This window comes from Polymorphobacter sp., from assembly GCF_051860865.1.
Lineage (GTDB): Bacteria > Pseudomonadota > Alphaproteobacteria > Sphingomonadales > Sphingomonadaceae > Sandarakinorhabdus.
The window spans coordinates 1-14,805 of record NZ_JBIMKZ010000077.1 but is presented as its reverse complement, the minus strand read 5'-3'; the positions used below and the strand labels follow the sequence as shown (position 1 = coordinate 14,805).

Genomic DNA, 14,805 nt, shown 5'->3' with positions numbered 1-14,805 from the left:
ATCACCATCGCGCCCGATGGCACCGTCTCGGTGACCATCGCCGGCCAGGTCGCCCCGGTCGAGGCCGGCCAGATCCAGCTCACCCGCTTCCTCAACCCCGCCGGCCTGCTGCCACGCGGCGACAATCTCTATGTCGAGACGGCGGCCTCGGGCGCCCCGCAGCAGGGCACACCCGGCCAGGACGGTGCCGGCCAGCTCCGCCAGGGCGCGCTCGAAGGCTCGAACGTCAGCACGGTCCAGGAGCTGGTCGAGATGATCGAGACCCAGCGGGCCTATGAGATTAATTCCAAGGTGATCAGCGCGGCTGACGAGATGAGCCGGTATGTTACGCAGAGTGTATAAGGCGCATCGCCCCGCGCCGCAGCGCAGCTGCGGCAAGAGAGGCGCAAGCCCGGCCGGCGGAGCGGCCGGCCCTTTGCCGGCCGAATCCGTCCGACGTCGGGGCGCGGCTCTGCCGCGACCGCTGCCCTTCATCCTGGCAGCAGCCGCTCTCCTCCTGGCCGCCTGCGGTGGCCGCTTTGCCGACGAAGGCTTCGGCCGCCGCAAGGGCATCGCCGCCACCCTGCCGTTGCCCGCGCCGCCGCTCACCCCGCCGCTGCCCTCCCCGGGCGCCACCGCCACCGGCAGCCTCTATCACCCCAGCCGCTATGTCGGGCTGGTGGCGGACCGCCGCGCCAGCCGCGTCGGCGATCTGCTGACCATCCGCCTCGTCGAGCGCACCCAGGCAACCAAATCGGCCTCGGCCGGCAGCACGCGGGACAGCGACAACCAGATCCGCCTGCCCGATGCGCCGCCGTTCAGCTTCGTGCCCCCCGGCCTGCTGCAGGGCGGCGGCGCCCAGAGCTTCACCGGCAGCGGCACCGCCGCCCAGAACAACCAGCTGATCGGGGACATCACCGTCACCGTCGCCGAGGTGCTGCCCGGCGGCGTGCTGCGCATTGCCGGCGAAAAGCGGCTGACGCTCAACCGCGGCGAAGAGCAGGTGCAGCTCACCGGCCTGGTCCGCATCGACGATCTCGGGCCGGACAACAGCGTCCCCAGCACGCGCGTGGCGGACGCCCGCATCCGCTACGCCGGCACCGGCCAGATCGCCGATCAGTCGCGGCAGGGCTGGCTGGCCCGCTTCTTCGCCAAGGTGTCGCCGCTATGAGATATCCGACGCTGCGCCATCCGCGCCCGCCGATGCTGGCGCTGCACCGTCTCGGCTGGGCGCTGCGCCGGCTGGTGCTGCTGCACCGGCTGTCCACGCTGGTGCTGCTCGGCCTCGGTGCCCTCGTCTTCCTGCCCGCCCCGGCCCGCGCCGAGCGGCTGAAGGACATCGCCCGCTGGCAGGGCGTGCGCTCGAACGCGCTGACCGGCTATGGCATCGTTGTCGGCCTGTCCGGCACCGGGGACCAGAACCTCCAGTTCACCGTCCAGTCGCTGGTTTCGGCCACCGCCCGACTCGGCGTCACCCTGCCGCCGGGGATCAACCCCCAGCTGAAGAACGCCGCCGCCGTCATGGTCACCGCCGAGCTGCCGGCCTTTGCCCGCCCCGGCCAGCGGCTCGATGTCACCGTGTCCGCGATCGGCCAGGCCAAGTCGCTGCGCGGTGGTACGCTGCTGCTCGCCCCGCTGGTGGGTGCGGACGGCGAGGTCTATGCGCTGGCGCAGGGCAATCTCGCCGTCGGCGGCTTCGGAGCCGAGGGCAAGGACGGCTCGAAGATCGTCGTCGGCACCCCCAGCTCGGGCCGCATCCCCGGCGGCGCCGCCGTCGAACGCGCCGTCCCCTCGCCCTTCGCCACCGCCGAGGACCTGCTGCTCAGCCTCACCGACCCGGATTTCACCACCGCGCGCATGGTCGCCCAGGCGATCAACGCCATGGAGGGCAATGCCATCGCCCAGGCCGAGGACGCCGCCAGCATTCGCATCGGCGCGCCGCGGTCGCTGGCCAACCGCATCGCCCTGGCCGGCCGCATCGACAGCCTGGAGATCACCCCGGCGTCGCCGGCGGCCCGCGTCATCATCAACGCCCGCACCGGCACCGTCGTCATCGGCGGCGATGTCCGCATCATGCCGGCCGCCGTCGCCCATGGCAGCCTGACCGTGCGGATCACCGAGAATCAGCAGGCCAGCCAGCCCGGCGCCTTCGGCCGCGGCCAGACCGTCGTCACCCAGCAGTCGACCGTCGATGCCGCCGAGGCGCCGGGGCGGATGGCGCTGTTCGCACCGGGGGTCAAGCTCTCGGAACTCGTCGACGCGGTCAACACGCTCGGCGCCGCCCCCGGCGATCTCGTCGCCATCCTCGAAGCGCTCAAGGCAGCCGGCGCGCTCCGCGCCGAGCTGATCGTCATATGAGCGAGCTTCCGCTGCCCCGGCTGGGGCCGATGCCGCTTCCCATCCAGCGCGAGCTGGCGCTCCAGCGCCCCGGCTGGCCGATGCCGCTGGCCAGAGTCGAGAGCCAGCCGGACATCGACGCCACCGCCCGGCGTTTCGAGGCGATGATCGTCGAGCAATTGCTGGCCAGCAGCCGCAAGGCCAGCCTCGCCGGCAGCGACAACCCGCTGACCGGCGGCGGCGACCTGCTGGCCGGGCAGGACATCGTCCATGAGCAGATCGACCGCACCCGCGCCGAGCTGATCGCCCGCGCCGCGCCGCTCGGCATCGCCCGGCTGCTGAAGGAGGACCCGCGATGACCGACATCCTGACCATCGGCATCTCCGGCGTCCGCGCCTATCAGGCGGCGCTGTCGGCGACCGGAGACAATGTCGCCAACGCCGACACGCCCGGCTTCAGCCGGCGCAGCGTCACCCTCGTCGCCGGCCCGGCCGGCAAGGGCAGCATTCTCCAGCGCGTGCCGATCGCCGGGGACGGCGTCACCGCCACCGCCATGGTCCGCGCCGGCGATGCACTCAAGACCAGCAGCGCCCGCGTTGCCGCCGGCGATCACGCCCGCCTCGCCGCCCGTGCCGACTGGCTGGGCCGGCTGCAGACCAGCCTCACCGGCGCCGGCCTCGATGCCCGGCTGTCCGGCTTCTTCGATGCCGCCACCGATCTCGCCAGCGCCCCCACCTCCACGGCGGCCCGCGCCATCTTCCTCGATCGCGCCGATCAGGCCGCCGCCAGCATTCGCACGCTCGGCGCCAGCCTGACCACGCTCGCCACCGACCTCGACACCGCCATCGCCGCCACCGGCGAAGAGATCAATGCGCTGACCAGCGCGCTCGCCCGCGTCAACGAGGAGCTGCGCCGCACCGGCGCCGGCAGCGCCCCCAGCCTCGGCCTGCTCGACGAGCGCGACTCCCTGCTCGCCGACCTCGCCGCCCGCATCCGCATCAGCGTCACCGAGGGAGAACGCGGCGCCGTGACCATCCGCCTAGGCACCGGCGCCGCGGCGCCGCTGCTGGTGCCGGCGTTCGGCGCCGCCGTCCGCGTCGGCGCCCGCAACGGCCCGTCCGGCGCCGAGCTGATCCTCGATCCCACCCACCGCGCCGAGACCGTCCGCCTCCCCGCCTCCGGCTCGCTCGCCGGCCTGCTCGAGGCCAGCCGCGATGTCGCCGCCCAGCGCACCAGCCTCGACACGCTGGCCACACGCTTCGCCGCCGACGTCAACGCCTGGCACCAGCAGGGCACCGACGCCACCGGCGCCCCCGGCCAGCCGCTGTTCACGACCGAAACACTCGCCGTCACCCCCGGCCTCGCCAACGCCGGCACCGCGGCCATCGATTTCACCCTCGCCGACGGTGCCACCCTCGCCCCCGCCGGCTACCGGCTGATCGCCGAGGCCACCGGCTTCACCCTGGCCCGGCTGGACGGCACCGCCAGCGTCACCAACGCCAGCCTCACCGACCCGACCCCGCTGGTCCTCGATGGCATCACGCTGCGCCCCGGCGCCGGCGCCCGCCCCGGCGACCAGTGGACGCTGGCCATCGAGGCCGGCGCCGAAGGCCTGTCGCTGCGCCCGCTGACCCCGGACCGCGTTGCCGTCGCCGCCCGCTTCACCACCGATGCCGACGTCCTCAACCTCGGCGACGCCCGCCTCACGGTCGAGATCGACCCCGCCGCCGCCGCCTTCGCCGCGCCGCCGCCGCTCAGCCTGATCATCTCGGCGCCGGGCGTCGTCGACATCATCGATCCCGCCACCGACGCCCTGGTGACCAGCCTGTCCTTCGTCCCCGGCGAGCGGCTGGAAGGCGATGGCTTCGCCTTCAGCCTCAGCGCCGGCGCCCAAGTCGGGGACCGTTTCCGCCTGCTGCCCACCGGCGCCGGCAGCACCGACAACCGCAACATGCTGGCGCTGGCAAATGTCCGCGCCCGCACCGGCCCGTCCGGCACGCTGGAGGCCAGCCACGACGCCGCCGTCGCCACGCTGGGCACCCGCCTCGCCGAAACCGAGCGCCTCGCCGACGCCACCCTCGCCGTCGCCAACGATGCCGCCCGCGCCACCGATGCCGTCTCCGGCGTCGACCTCGACCGCGAGGCCGCCGAGCTGACCCGCCTCCAGCTCGCCTACCGCGCCAACGCCCAGGTCATCGCCGCGGCGCGCGACCTGTTCGACACCATCCTCGGCGTCGCCGGATGAGCCTCGCCCCCGCCCCGCCGGTTGCTATCAACACCCGCGCCGCCCACGGCGCCAGCGTCTCGCGGCTGACCGCGCTCTCCGCCCGCGTCGACCAGCTGCAGGCGCAGATATCCACCAGCAAGCGCGTCAACACCCCCGCCGACGATCCGGTCGCCTTCACCCGCGCCGCCGTGCTCCGCCGCGCCCAGGCCGCCGACGCCGCCACCGCGCGCGCCATCGACGCCGCCAGCGCCCGGCTGCGCACCACCGACATCACGCTCGGCAGCATCAACAATCTCGTCCAGCGCGCCGCCGAACTCGCGCTCGCCGGCAGCAATGCCACCCTGAACGCCGATGACCGCGCTATCCTGGCGGGCGAAGTCGCCGAGCTCGCCGCCAGCTTTGCCGGCCTCGCCGAAACCCGCACCGCAGACGGCGACGCCCTGTTCGGCGGCGCCCGCAGCCCCGGCCCCGCCTATGCCCCGGATGCCGACGGCACCCTCCAATGGCAGGGCGACGGCACACCCCCCGCCGTCCTCGCCGGCGGCGCCCTCATCCCCGGCGGCGTCACCGGCCCGGAAGCCTTCGGCCGCACCACACCCCCCACCCCCGAAAACCCGCTCGGCACGTCCGATCTCTTCGCCAGCTTCGCCGGCCTCGAAGCCGCCCTCACCGAGCCCGACCCGACGCTGCGCGCCGAGGCGCTGGCCCGCCGCCTCACCGAAATGCAGGCGCACGCCAGCCAGCTCGCCGATTCCCAGGCCCTCGTCGGCGCCCGCGGCGCCCGCCTCGAGTCCGAATCCGATCGCCTCGCCAGCCAGAAGCTCTCCGCATCCTCCGAGCTCAGCCGCCTCGAAGACCTCGACATGATCGAGGCCGTCGCCACCCTCCAGCGCCTGCTCACCGTCCTCGAAGCCGCCCAGGCCAGCTTCGTCCGCACCAGTTCGAACAGCCTCTGGGACCAGCTTCGTTAACCCATCTTAACCCTGCCCCGCCTAACCCATTCCCCCCGCGCGCCGTAAACCCCCTCCAGTGCCACCAGAGCCGGTGGCGCTGCCGAGGGAGCCTGCAGACCATCCATGATATCGCTCGTCGGCCTCGCTGTGTTGCTTGTGATGGTATTCGGTGGCTTTGCGTTGGCCGGCGGCAACCTGCTGGTGATCGCCAAGGCACTTCCGCTGGAAATGCTGATCATCGGCGGCGCTGCCGCCGGCGCCACGCTCGTCGCCACCGATATCCGCGGCATCAAGCAGATGGGCGCTGGCCTCGGCCTCGTCATCAAGGGCCCGAAGTACAAGAAGCCCGATTACAGCGCCGCCATCTTCCTCACCGCCCGCCTGATGAAGCTGTTCCGCACCGACGGCGCCGTCGCCGTCGAACCCCATATCGAGGACCCGAAGACCTCCAGCCTGTTCGCCGACTACCCCCAGTTCCTGAAAGACCCCTTCTTCCTCCACCTGCTCTGCGATTCGATGCGGCTCCTTGTGGTCAGCACCGGCACCCTCTCCCCCCAGGCCGTCGACGACGTCATCGAGACCGCGCTGGAAACGCACCACGCCGCCGCCCTCAAGCCCGTCGACCGCCTGACTACCATGTCGGACGCGCTGCCCGCGCTCGGCATCGTCGCCGCCGTGCTCGGCGTCATCAAGACCATGGGCAGCATCGACCAGCCCCCCGCCATCCTCGGCGGCATGATCGGCTCGGCGCTGGTCGGCACCTTCCTCGGCGTGCTGCTCTCCTATGGCATCGTCGGCCCGATGGCCGCCCGGCTGCGCAATGTCATCGACGCCGACGCCGAGATCTACCTGATCATCCGCCGCGTCATCGTCGCCTCGCTGAAAGGCCAGCCCCAGCCGCTGGTCATCGAGGCCGCCCGCACCGCCATCGATCCCGCCAACCAGCCCAGCTTCGCCGAAGTCTTCGACGGCCTGCGCACCGCCCGATGAAACCTGCCCCCTGCCCTGACGCTCGGCACCGGCCCGCACCCCCACCCGGCCAACCACTACCGGCTATCCTGTTGGGTGGCCGGGTGGGGGTGCGGGCCGGTGCCGCCCCCGCGAAGCGGCAAAACAGATGAAACCCGAACTCCACATCGAGCCCGAAGTCGTCTACCGCAAGCGCAAGGGCCACGCCCACGCCCATCACGGCGGCGCCTGGAAGATCGCCTATGCCGATTTCGTCACGGCGATGATGGCCTTCTTCATGCTGCTCTGGATCATCGGCGCCACCAACGAGGACCAGCGCAAGGGCATCGCCGACTATTTCACCCCCACCATCATCCAGATGAAGAATTCCGGCGGCTCCAACGGCATCCTCGGCGGCCGCGCGCTGGCCTCGGAAGACGGCACCGCCCCCCATGCTCAGCTCGCCGGCCCGCGCCCCGTGGCGGTCGCCGGCGGCGGCGGCGGCGGCCCGATGGAGGCCGAAACCGCCAGCAAGGACTACAAGGTCAACCCCGGCAACCGCCGCGAGGCCGACGACACCCGCTACCGCATGGTCCGCCGGATCATCGAATCCCGCCTCGCCGGCGACCCGACGCTGAAGGGCCTCAAGGGCCAGGTCCGCCTCGTCCGCGTCCAGGACGGCCTGCAGATCGACATCGTCGAGCGCGCCGATTTCTCGATGTTCGCGCTCGGCACCAGCGTCTTCACCCCCGACGCGCTGAAGCTGGTCCGCACCGTCGCCGCCGCCGTCGCCGAAACCCCCAACCGCCTGATCGTCCGCGGCCACACCGACAGCGTCCCCTATACACAAGGCCAGGCCAACAACTGGAGCCTCAGCACGCTGCGCGCCGACGCCACCCGCCGCCTGCTCGCCGACGCCGCCATCCCCGAATCCCGCTTCCGCCGCATCGAAGGCGTCGCCGACACCGACCCCTACAATATCAAGGACGGCCGCGACCCCAGCAACCGCCGCATCTCGATTACCCTGCTGGACCAGTGAGCGCGTCATGCCGCTCGCTCCCGGGGAGGGGCGGCGGGAGGCAATTCAATCCTTGTTTTTGAGCGTCTCGAAATAGGCGAGCAAATTGGCGACATCGCCTTCATTGAACACGAACACGGGCATTTGCGTCGTGTGCTAACGGACACTCGCGTCCACAATTTTGCCGCTTGCCAACGGCCGCGGCAAAGCCGCGTCCCTCGTCGGACGGGCTCGGCTGGCGAAGGGCCAGCCGCCCCGCCGGCCGGGCTTGCGCGAGTCAGAAAATAGCGCAGCTATTTTCAGCCGCGCTGCGCCTACCGCGTCGCCAGAATCGCCACCGTGGCCACACTCGTCAGCAACCCGGACACGATCGACGTCACGTCCCGCGCCAGATCGAGCTTGTACAAGGGATCGATGTTCTTCGGCACGATGATCGTCGAGCCCGGCGGCACCACGCCGGTATAGCCCCGGCCCCAGCCACGTCCGGTCAGCGGCTGCGACGTGCCGTCGGGCAGCACGATGAAGGTGCGCTTGCGGTCGGCCGAGGATTGCGGCCCGCCGGTCTCGCGCAGATAGGCCTCGGCGCTCTTGCCGGTCACGAACTGCAGCGCGCCCGGATTGGCGACATCGCCCAGTGCGAGCACGAAATTCGGCCGCTTCGGCATCACGATTGCATCGCCGCTCTCCAGCACCGTGTCGAGGTCGGGCCGCACTTCCAGCACGCGTGGATCGGCCTCCACCACCATCCGCCCCGAGGGCTCGAAGGTCGTCAGGTCCTGGATCAGCGACTGGCCGGCGACCACCGCGCCGCCCTGCGAATCGCGTGATCGGCTGGCCAGCGACAGCAGCGCCGTCGTCAGCTCGCGGCTGGTCCGCTGCAGCCCATCCTGCTGCATCTGCTTCACCGAGGCGCGGGTGAAGATCGCCCCATAGGGATAGGCCAGCGGCGACAGCCCGCCGGCCCGCGCCGTCAGCTCGGACAGCGTCTCGCCCTTGCGGATCGAATAGAGCCCGGGCCGGTTGAACTCGCCGGACAGCAGCACCGCGCCGGCCTCGAACTGCGGCTGGGCGGCATTGAAGCGCAGGTCGTCGCCGGCGCGCACCATGGTCATCGCCATCACCCCGGGACGCGCCGCATCGGCGATTGTCTCGGGAACAACCGCGCCGCCGGCGCCGCGCGAGATATCGAGCGACAGGTCACTGGCAGCGCTCAGCACGCCCTCGGCCACCGCCGCCATCGTCTCGGCAGAAACGCTCGCCGCCACCGGATATGCCCCCGGCCGGCGCACCGCGCCGCCGATCACCACGGCATTCTCGATCAGCACCGGCAGCAGGTCGGGCTCTTCCTCGAACACTGCCGGGCAGCTCTGCAGCCCCAGCCGGCGGTCGCCGGGCTCGATGCGGTTGCCGTTCCGGTCGACCAGTTCATCGTCGAACTCGGCATAGCCCGACTGACGAGTATCGGCCTGTCGCGCCGTCGTTGCCGTTTCACGGGTCTGCCTCGTCTCGCGCGGCTCGCGCTCGTCGCGGCGCGCGCCGAGCTGGCGCATGCCGTTCTCATCCTCGTCGCGCAGCCGGTCGCTGCTCCGGTTGGCCACTCTCAGGCTACTGCCGCTGGACGCCACATCGGTCTGCCCGTCCCGCTCGACAAGGAATGCCAGCCGCGTCACCACGTTGAACCGGGTCGTCTGCCCGTCATTGACCAGCGCCTCCAGCCGGTCGAGCGACTGGCAGCTTGTCAGCGTGTTCGGCTGCCCCAGCACCACCCGGCGCAGCGGCGTCCGGTTGAGAAAATCGATGTCGTTGCGGTTGAATACATAGAGAATGTCTTCGGAGCGCAGCGGCACCGGCTCGTCGCGCAGCGCCGACACCAGATTGACCGGAACGAACCGCCGCGCCGAGGTCTGCTCGTCACGGCGGATCAGCACCGCAAGCGGCATATAGGTCTCGCGCTTGAGGTCGCCGACCTCGCCGAGCAGGTCGCGGATCGTCGGCACCGAATTCAGCGCCCGGGCGCCGGGGTTGTTGACGTGGCCGCGCAGGATCACGCGTCCGGTCGCCCCGCCGGCGCTGCCGGCCAGCAGTTGCACGCCGTCGCCGGCCATCAGGCTGGTGTCCATGCCGGCGGCCCGGATGAACTGCTCGGTGCCATCGGCCGCTATTCGGCTGATCGAGATCTGGTTGCCGCGCGGCCGCAGCGCGCCGCCGGCATAGTCGATCAGCGTCCCCACCGAGGTGCCATCGCGAAGCTCGTAGATGCCCGGCCGGTTGACGCTGCCGGCAATCGCCACCGTCCGCCCCAGCACCGGCACGATCACCCGGTCACCATCCTGCAGGCGCAGCGACGGCGGCGAGCCGATACCGACCAGCCCGTACAGATCGACCGCAATCGTCCGCCCGCCGCGCACCACCCGCACATTGCGCAGCGAACCGGAACGCCGAACCCCGCCGGCCTGGGCCAGCGCCACCGAAATATCGGCCAATGATGTCATCGCATATTGCCCGGGCCGCTCGACTTCGCCGCCGACGAACACCGTCGCCGACCGCACCGCGCCCAGCGAGATGAACACATCGGTGCCGAGCAGCACGCGCCGCGTCGCCGCCTCGAGGTCGCGGCGCACCGCCCCCAGCGGCCGTCCCGCCGCGCGCACCGGCGGCAGGCTCGAGACCACCAGCGAGCCCTCGCGGTTGACGCGCGCCGTCACCGTGTCGCTGGTCGCACCCTGGAACTGCACCACCAGCTCGTCACCGACGCCGAGCATATAGTCATCGGACACCGCGCCGGTCACCGCCGCTGTCGACGGGCTCGCCGCCTCGAACAGCCCATAGCCGAACTGGCGAAGATCCGGCTCGGCCAGCCGCTGGCGATATTCGCGCTCCACCGGCGACGGCCGGTACAGCCGCCCGATCGCCTGCCGCGCCCGGGCGCGGCGCAGTTCCTGTTCCTCGCGGGTATCGACGCGCCCCGGCACCGCCGCGCCGCTGCCGTCGTCTTGGCCCTGGTCGCTTTGGGTGCGGGACTGGTCGAGCGCACTCTGGTTGGCAGATCCGGCGCCGAGCTGCCCCTGCACCTGGCGCAACACCTGCGGATTGATCGTCTGCGCCAGCGCGGCGCCGTTCACCAGCATGACCGCCAGCGCGGCGGCCAGTCCTGCGGTGGCGCCCTTGAAAACCCGCCGAATCCGCATCAACAGCCACCCATCTCAAATTTTGCCGACCACCGCAGGTTCCGGACGTCCGGAAGCACGAAAAAAGCTACAGGCGCAACATTCTGCGGGCATAGGGAATAGGCACAGGGCCGGCCAAGGTCAACGACCCGCCAGCCTCAAATGATCCTTGCGATCAGCGCGCGACGACGCCTGCCGCGTCGTCGCCGGCATCGGCCAGCATGGGCATATCGGCCGGCGACGCCGCCAGTGCCAGCGCCAGCGCATCGGCCTGGGACAGCGCCACGCGGTCATGCGCCGGCAATGCCCGGTCGATCTCGACCGGGGCCATGGCGTTGCCCTGGCTCACCATCGCCGGCACCACCCACAGGACAAGCGTCAGCGCCAGAAGCGCCGCTGCCTCGACCCATGGCCGGATGCCCGATCGTCCGGGCTGCACTGAAGAAACCGAATTCACGCAAGAAATTCCTAATTAACACAATTCAATACGCCATTACGTCCCAGACGATTGCGGCTAGATGAACAATGCCGCAATGCGGCGGAGACCGTCGTTCAAACCGAACAGGTCGTCGCAAGTTCGGATAGCGTATCCCAAAGGCCACACCCCTTTCAGGCGCGGCCGTTCACCAGGTCGGAATAATCCTTGCCCAGCCCCAACACCGCCTGCCCGACCTCGAACCGCCACGGCCCGATCTCGGCCAGCGGCGTCACCTCGGCGGCACTGCCGGTCAGGAATGCCTGCTCGAAGCTTTCCAGCTCCTCCGGCCAGATTGCCCGCTCGATCACCTCGATGCCGCGTTTCCGCGCAAGCCCGATCACCGTCCGCCGGGTGATGCCATCGAGGAAGCAGTCCGGCGTCGGCGTATGCAGCGCCCCGTCCTTCAGGAAGAAGATGTTCGCCCCCGTCGCCTCGGCCACCTGCCCGCGCCAGTCGAACATCAGCGCGTCGTTGTAGCCGGCGGCCTCCGCCTCATGCTTGCTCATCGTGCAGATCATGTAGAGCCCGGCCGCCTTGGCTTTGGTCGGTGCCGTATAGGGCGCGGGCCGCCGCCATTTGGCGATCGCCAGCCGCAGCCCCTTGCGCAACGCCTCCTCGCCGAAATAAGCGCCCCATTCCCACACCGCCACCGCCAGATGGGGCTTTGTGAGCTGCGCCGACACCCCCATCTGCTCCGATCCGCGCCAGGCGATCGGCCGCACATAGGCATTGCTCAGCCCGTTGGCGGCCACGGTCTCGTTCACCGCCGCATCGATCTCGTCCCGGCTCCACGGCAGCGGAAAACCCAGCAACGCCGCCGAATCGAGCAGCCGCTGGCTGTGCTCGGACAGCTTGAACACCGTGCCATTGTAGCAGCGCGCGCCCTCGAACACCGCGCTGGCATAGTGCATCGCATGGGTCAGGATATGGACATTGGCCTCCCGCCACGGCCGCAGCGCGCCGTCCATCCAGATAAACCCGTCGCGATCATCAAACGGCACCATCACCAGCTCTCCCGACATTTTGTTGCGCCGGGCTAGGCACTCATGCAAGATATGTCAATATGACTGTCCCAACTTCCAGCCCCCCCGCCGCCTCGGCGCTGTTCCTGCGGGAGACCGAGATCCGCCGCGGCATCGAGCTGCTGTACTTCGGCTATACCGCGATGATCCGCGGCGCCGACGCCATCCTCGAGGCCGAGGGTCTGGGCCGCGCCCACCACCGCTCGCTCTATTTCATCGCGCGCCGCCCCGGCCTGCCCGTCGGCGAGCTGCTGCGCCTGCTGGCCATCACCAAGCAATCGCTGGGCCGCGTCCTCACCGAGCTGCAGGAGCGCGGGCTCGTCGAGCAGCAGGTCGGCCTGCGCGATCGCCGCCAGCGCCTGCTCCACCTCACCGCCTCGGGCGTCGCCCTCGAGTCGCGGCTGTTCGCCGAGCTCCAGCGCCGGATGGCCGGCGCCTATGCCGAGGCCGGCCAGTCCGCCGTCACCGGCTTCTGGGCCGTCCTCACCGGCCTCGTCCCCGCCGCCGACCGCGCGCGGGTCGCCAGCCTGCAGGCCTGAAGCCCCGCCTCCCTCGCCCCGAACCGCCGCGCCACCCGCGCCGACGCCGGCTTGCCCCGCATGCTCACCGCCCAGGCCGCCGCCAGGCTCGCCGCAAACCCCGGCACGATCTCGTAGATCACTGCCGACGGCGCCGCCCTGCCGATGGTGAACGGCGCGTAGAGCCACAGCAGCACCGTCCCCGCCCCCGCCACGATCCCCGCCAGCGCCCCGTCGCGCGACAGCCGCCGCCAGTGCAGGCTCAGCAGCATCACCGGGCCGAACGCCGCCCCAAACCCCGCCCAGGCATTGCCGACCAGCGACAGCACATTGCTCGACCGGTCGAACGCCAGCCCCAGCGCCACCAGCGCCACCGCCAGCGTCGCCAGCCGCCCCACCGTCACCAGCTCGCCCTGCCCCGCCCCCGGCCGCACGAACACCTTGTAGAAATCCTCGGTCAGCGAGCTCGATGACACCAGCAGCTGCGACGAGATCGTGCTCATGATCGCCGCCAAAATCGCCGCCAGCAGAAACCCGGTCACATAGGGATGGAACAGGGTCTGCGAGAGCAGGATGAACACCGTCTCCGGATCGTCGATCGCCAGCCCGAAGCGCTGCACATAGGCCAGCCCCGCCACCCCGCACATCACCGAGCCAACCACCGTCACCAGCATCCACGACATGCCGATCCGCCGCGTCGCCGGCATGTCCCCCACCGAGCGCACCGCCATGAACCGCACGATGATATGCGGCTGGCCGAAATAGCCGAGCCCCCAGGCGAGGCTGGACACCACCCCCAGCCCCGTCACCCCCGACAGCCAGCCCAGATAATCGGGGTCCACCGCCAGCACCGCCGCCCGCGTCTCGCCCCAGCCGCCGATCGCCTGCACCGCCACCACCGGCACCAGCACCAGCGCCACGAACATGATGCAGCCCTGGACGAAATCGGTCAGGCTCACCGCCAGGAACCCGCCGACCAGCGTATAGGCCACCACCACGCCCAGCGTCACCGCCAGCCCCAGCCGGTAATCGAGCCCGAACGACGCCTCGAACAGCTTGCCCCCGGCCACCAGCCCCGCCGAGGTATAGAGGGTGAAGAACACCACGATCACCAGCGACGCCACCACCCGCAGCGTCCGCGACCGGTCGTCGAAGCGCTTCTCCAGATAATCGGGAATGGTCAGCGCATCATCGGCGACCTCGGTGTAGACCCGCAGCCGCGGCGCCACGAGCCGGTAGTTGGCCCAGGCCCCCACCAGCAGCCCCACCGCAATCCACGCCGCATCGAGCCCGGCCAGATATACCGCGCCCGGCAGCCCCATCAGCATCCAGCCGCTCATGTCCGAGGCGCCGGCCGAAAGCGCCGCCACCGCCGGATGCAGCTGCCGCCCGCCGAGCATGAATTCCGAGACATTGCTGGTCGATTTCCGCCAGGCATAAAGACCAATGCCGATCATCAGCACAAAATACGCAGCCAGCGAAACAAACGTCCCAGTATCCATCAAAATCCCTGTTCGGAAATACAAGACAGGCGCACGCGCCCGGCCCCCGAAAAGCCCCGGACGCCAGCCTCAACCCTGCCTTCAATAGGCCATTCGTCCCCGACAGGCCACCCCGACCGCCCCGCCGCCGCCCGAATGACTGGTTTTCTGTCCCGCTATCAGAGCCCAAAGCGCACATGCCCCTCGGCATCGATCGTCCAGGCCGGATTCCAGGCGATCTCCCAGCCATGGCCATCGGGATCGGCGACATAGCCACGGAAGCCGCCATGGCCGGGCGCGTCCGCCGCCCGCAGCAACGACCCGCCAGCCGCCACCAGCCGCGCCATCAGTGCCACCACCTCGGCCTCGCCCCCGACATTATGCGCCAACGCAAACGCTCCCAAACCCCTCTCGCCTGCATGCATGTCGGCCTCCAGCGCCGCGCGCCGCCAGGTCCCCAGCATCAGCCCGTTCATCTGGTAAAAGGCGATCTCGTCATTCTCGAACACCGGCGACCAGCCAAAGCCCTCGCCATAAAAGCGCCTGGACCGCCCCAGATCCGCCACCCCGAGCGTCACCACCGAAATCTGCTGCTGCATACGCCACTCCCAGTCCCTCCAATGGGGTCTGGGGGCAAGCCCCCAGCCGCCGGAGGCCCCTTTTCTACCCCGCCGCCA

General features: G+C 70.5%; 14 protein-coding genes. 9 read left to right on the top strand and 5 right to left on the bottom strand.

The features are described from left to right. From ACTIFJ_RS12790 to ACTIFJ_RS12755, 8 genes are all read left to right on the top strand, one after another. Window positions 1-342 (top strand): flagellar hook-basal body complex protein (locus ACTIFJ_RS12790; RefSeq protein WP_439534500.1); only part of this gene is annotated, 342 nt, incomplete at its 5' end. 73 nt (window positions 343-415) lie between these two features. Continuing rightward, complete coding sequence (locus ACTIFJ_RS12785; protein WP_439534499.1) at window positions 416-1,150, top strand: flagellar basal body L-ring protein FlgH; 735 nt, start codon at window positions 416-418, stop codon at window positions 1,148-1,150. Continuing rightward, window positions 1,147-2,337: a flagellar basal body P-ring protein FlgI gene (locus ACTIFJ_RS12780; protein ID WP_439534498.1), complete on the top strand. Its 1,191-nt coding sequence runs from the start codon at window positions 1,147-1,149 to the stop codon at window positions 2,335-2,337. The genes ACTIFJ_RS12785 and ACTIFJ_RS12780 overlap by 4 nt, the downstream gene beginning before the upstream one ends. Then, window positions 2,334-2,675 carry a hypothetical protein gene (locus ACTIFJ_RS12775; RefSeq protein WP_439534497.1) on the top strand — a complete coding sequence of 114 codons (342 nt, stop codon included), beginning with the start codon at window positions 2,334-2,336 and terminating at the stop codon, window positions 2,673-2,675. The genes ACTIFJ_RS12780 and ACTIFJ_RS12775 overlap by 4 nt, the downstream gene beginning before the upstream one ends. Then, window positions 2,672-4,561, top strand: a complete 1,890-nt coding sequence (locus tag ACTIFJ_RS12770) for a flagellar hook-associated protein FlgK (protein WP_439534496.1) — start codon at window positions 2,672-2,674, stop codon at window positions 4,559-4,561. The genes ACTIFJ_RS12775 and ACTIFJ_RS12770 overlap by 4 nt, the downstream gene beginning before the upstream one ends. Next, a complete protein-coding gene (locus ACTIFJ_RS12765) occupies window positions 4,558-5,514 on the top strand; it encodes a flagellin N-terminal helical domain-containing protein (protein ID WP_439534495.1) in 957 nt (318 codons plus the stop codon). The genes ACTIFJ_RS12770 and ACTIFJ_RS12765 overlap by 4 nt, the downstream gene beginning before the upstream one ends. Before the next feature lie 105 nt (window positions 5,515-5,619). Further along, window positions 5,620-6,486, top strand: coding sequence for a flagellar motor stator protein MotA (gene motA / locus ACTIFJ_RS12760; protein WP_439534494.1), 867 nt, complete (start codon window positions 5,620-5,622; stop codon window positions 6,484-6,486). 127 nt (window positions 6,487-6,613) lie between these two features. Continuing rightward, window positions 6,614-7,483 carry a flagellar motor protein MotB gene (locus ACTIFJ_RS12755; RefSeq protein ID WP_439534493.1) on the top strand — a complete coding sequence of 290 codons (870 nt, stop codon included), beginning with the start codon at window positions 6,614-6,616 and terminating at the stop codon, window positions 7,481-7,483. A 293-nt stretch (window positions 7,484-7,776) separates the two neighbouring features. Here the strand turns inward: ACTIFJ_RS12755 and ACTIFJ_RS12750 are convergent, their stop codons facing one another. The 3 genes from ACTIFJ_RS12750 to ACTIFJ_RS12740 form a co-directional block, all read right to left on the bottom strand. Beyond that, complete coding sequence (locus tag ACTIFJ_RS12750) at window positions 7,777-10,650, bottom strand: SLBB domain-containing protein (protein ID WP_439534492.1); 2,874 nt, start codon at window positions 10,648-10,650, stop codon at window positions 7,777-7,779. Between the two features lie 154 nt (window positions 10,651-10,804). After that, window positions 10,805-11,086: a hypothetical protein gene (locus ACTIFJ_RS12745; protein ID WP_439534491.1), complete on the bottom strand. Its 282-nt coding sequence runs from the start codon at window positions 11,084-11,086 to the stop codon at window positions 10,805-10,807. A 152-nt stretch (window positions 11,087-11,238) separates the two neighbouring features. Continuing rightward, a complete protein-coding gene (locus tag ACTIFJ_RS12740; RefSeq protein ID WP_439534501.1) occupies window positions 11,239-12,111 on the bottom strand; it encodes a branched-chain amino acid aminotransferase in 873 nt (290 codons plus the stop codon). Window positions 12,112-12,170: 59 nt separating this feature from the next. On the opposite strand from ACTIFJ_RS12740, the gene ACTIFJ_RS12735 reads away from it, so the two are divergent. Next, on the top strand, window positions 12,171-12,668 hold the full coding sequence (locus ACTIFJ_RS12735; protein WP_439534490.1) for a MarR family transcriptional regulator: 498 nt from the start codon (window positions 12,171-12,173) through the stop codon (window positions 12,666-12,668). Here the strand turns inward: ACTIFJ_RS12735 and putP are convergent. Beyond that, window positions 12,566-14,149: a sodium/proline symporter PutP gene (putP, locus tag ACTIFJ_RS12730; RefSeq protein WP_439534489.1), complete on the bottom strand. Its 1,584-nt coding sequence runs from the start codon at window positions 14,147-14,149 to the stop codon at window positions 12,566-12,568. The two genes, ACTIFJ_RS12735 and putP, sit on opposite strands and share 103 nt — an antisense overlap. A gap of 158 nt (window positions 14,150-14,307) precedes the next feature. Further along, the gene (locus ACTIFJ_RS12725) at window positions 14,308-14,727 is read right to left on the bottom strand and encodes a VOC family protein (RefSeq protein WP_439534488.1); all 420 of its coding nucleotides are present in this window, start codon (window positions 14,725-14,727) and stop codon (window positions 14,308-14,310) included. Window positions 14,728-14,805: the final 78 nt, after the last annotated feature.

Bases quoted from the DNA above. Each gene is read 5' to 3' on its own strand.
- ACTIFJ_RS12780 (WP_439534498.1), top strand. From the start codon at position 1,147: ATGAGATATCCGACGCTGCGCCATCCGCGCCCGCCGATGCTGGCGCTG.
- ACTIFJ_RS12775 (WP_439534497.1), top strand. From the start codon at position 2,334: ATGAGCGAGCTTCCGCTGCCCCGGCTGGGGCCGATGCCGCTTCCCATC.
- ACTIFJ_RS12770 (WP_439534496.1), top strand. From the start codon at position 2,672: ATGACCGACATCCTGACCATCGGCATCTCCGGCGTCCGCGCCTATCAG.
- ACTIFJ_RS12765 (WP_439534495.1), top strand. From the start codon at position 4,558: ATGAGCCTCGCCCCCGCCCCGCCGGTTGCTATCAACACCCGCGCCGCC.
- motA (WP_439534494.1), top strand. From the start codon at position 5,620: ATGATATCGCTCGTCGGCCTCGCTGTGTTGCTTGTGATGGTATTCGGT.
- ACTIFJ_RS12755 (WP_439534493.1), top strand. From the start codon at position 6,614: ATGAAACCCGAACTCCACATCGAGCCCGAAGTCGTCTACCGCAAGCGC.
- ACTIFJ_RS12750 (WP_439534492.1), bottom strand. From the start codon at position 10,650: ATGCGGATTCGGCGGGTTTTCAAGGGCGCCACCGCAGGACTGGCCGCC.
- ACTIFJ_RS12740 (WP_439534501.1), bottom strand. From the start codon at position 12,111: ATGGTGCCGTTTGATGATCGCGACGGGTTTATCTGGATGGACGGCGCG.
- ACTIFJ_RS12735 (WP_439534490.1), top strand. From the start codon at position 12,171: ATGACTGTCCCAACTTCCAGCCCCCCCGCCGCCTCGGCGCTGTTCCTG.
- putP (WP_439534489.1), bottom strand. From the start codon at position 14,149: ATGGATACTGGGACGTTTGTTTCGCTGGCTGCGTATTTTGTGCTGATG.
- ACTIFJ_RS12725 (WP_439534488.1), bottom strand. From the start codon at position 14,727: ATGCAGCAGCAGATTTCGGTGGTGACGCTCGGGGTGGCGGATCTGGGG.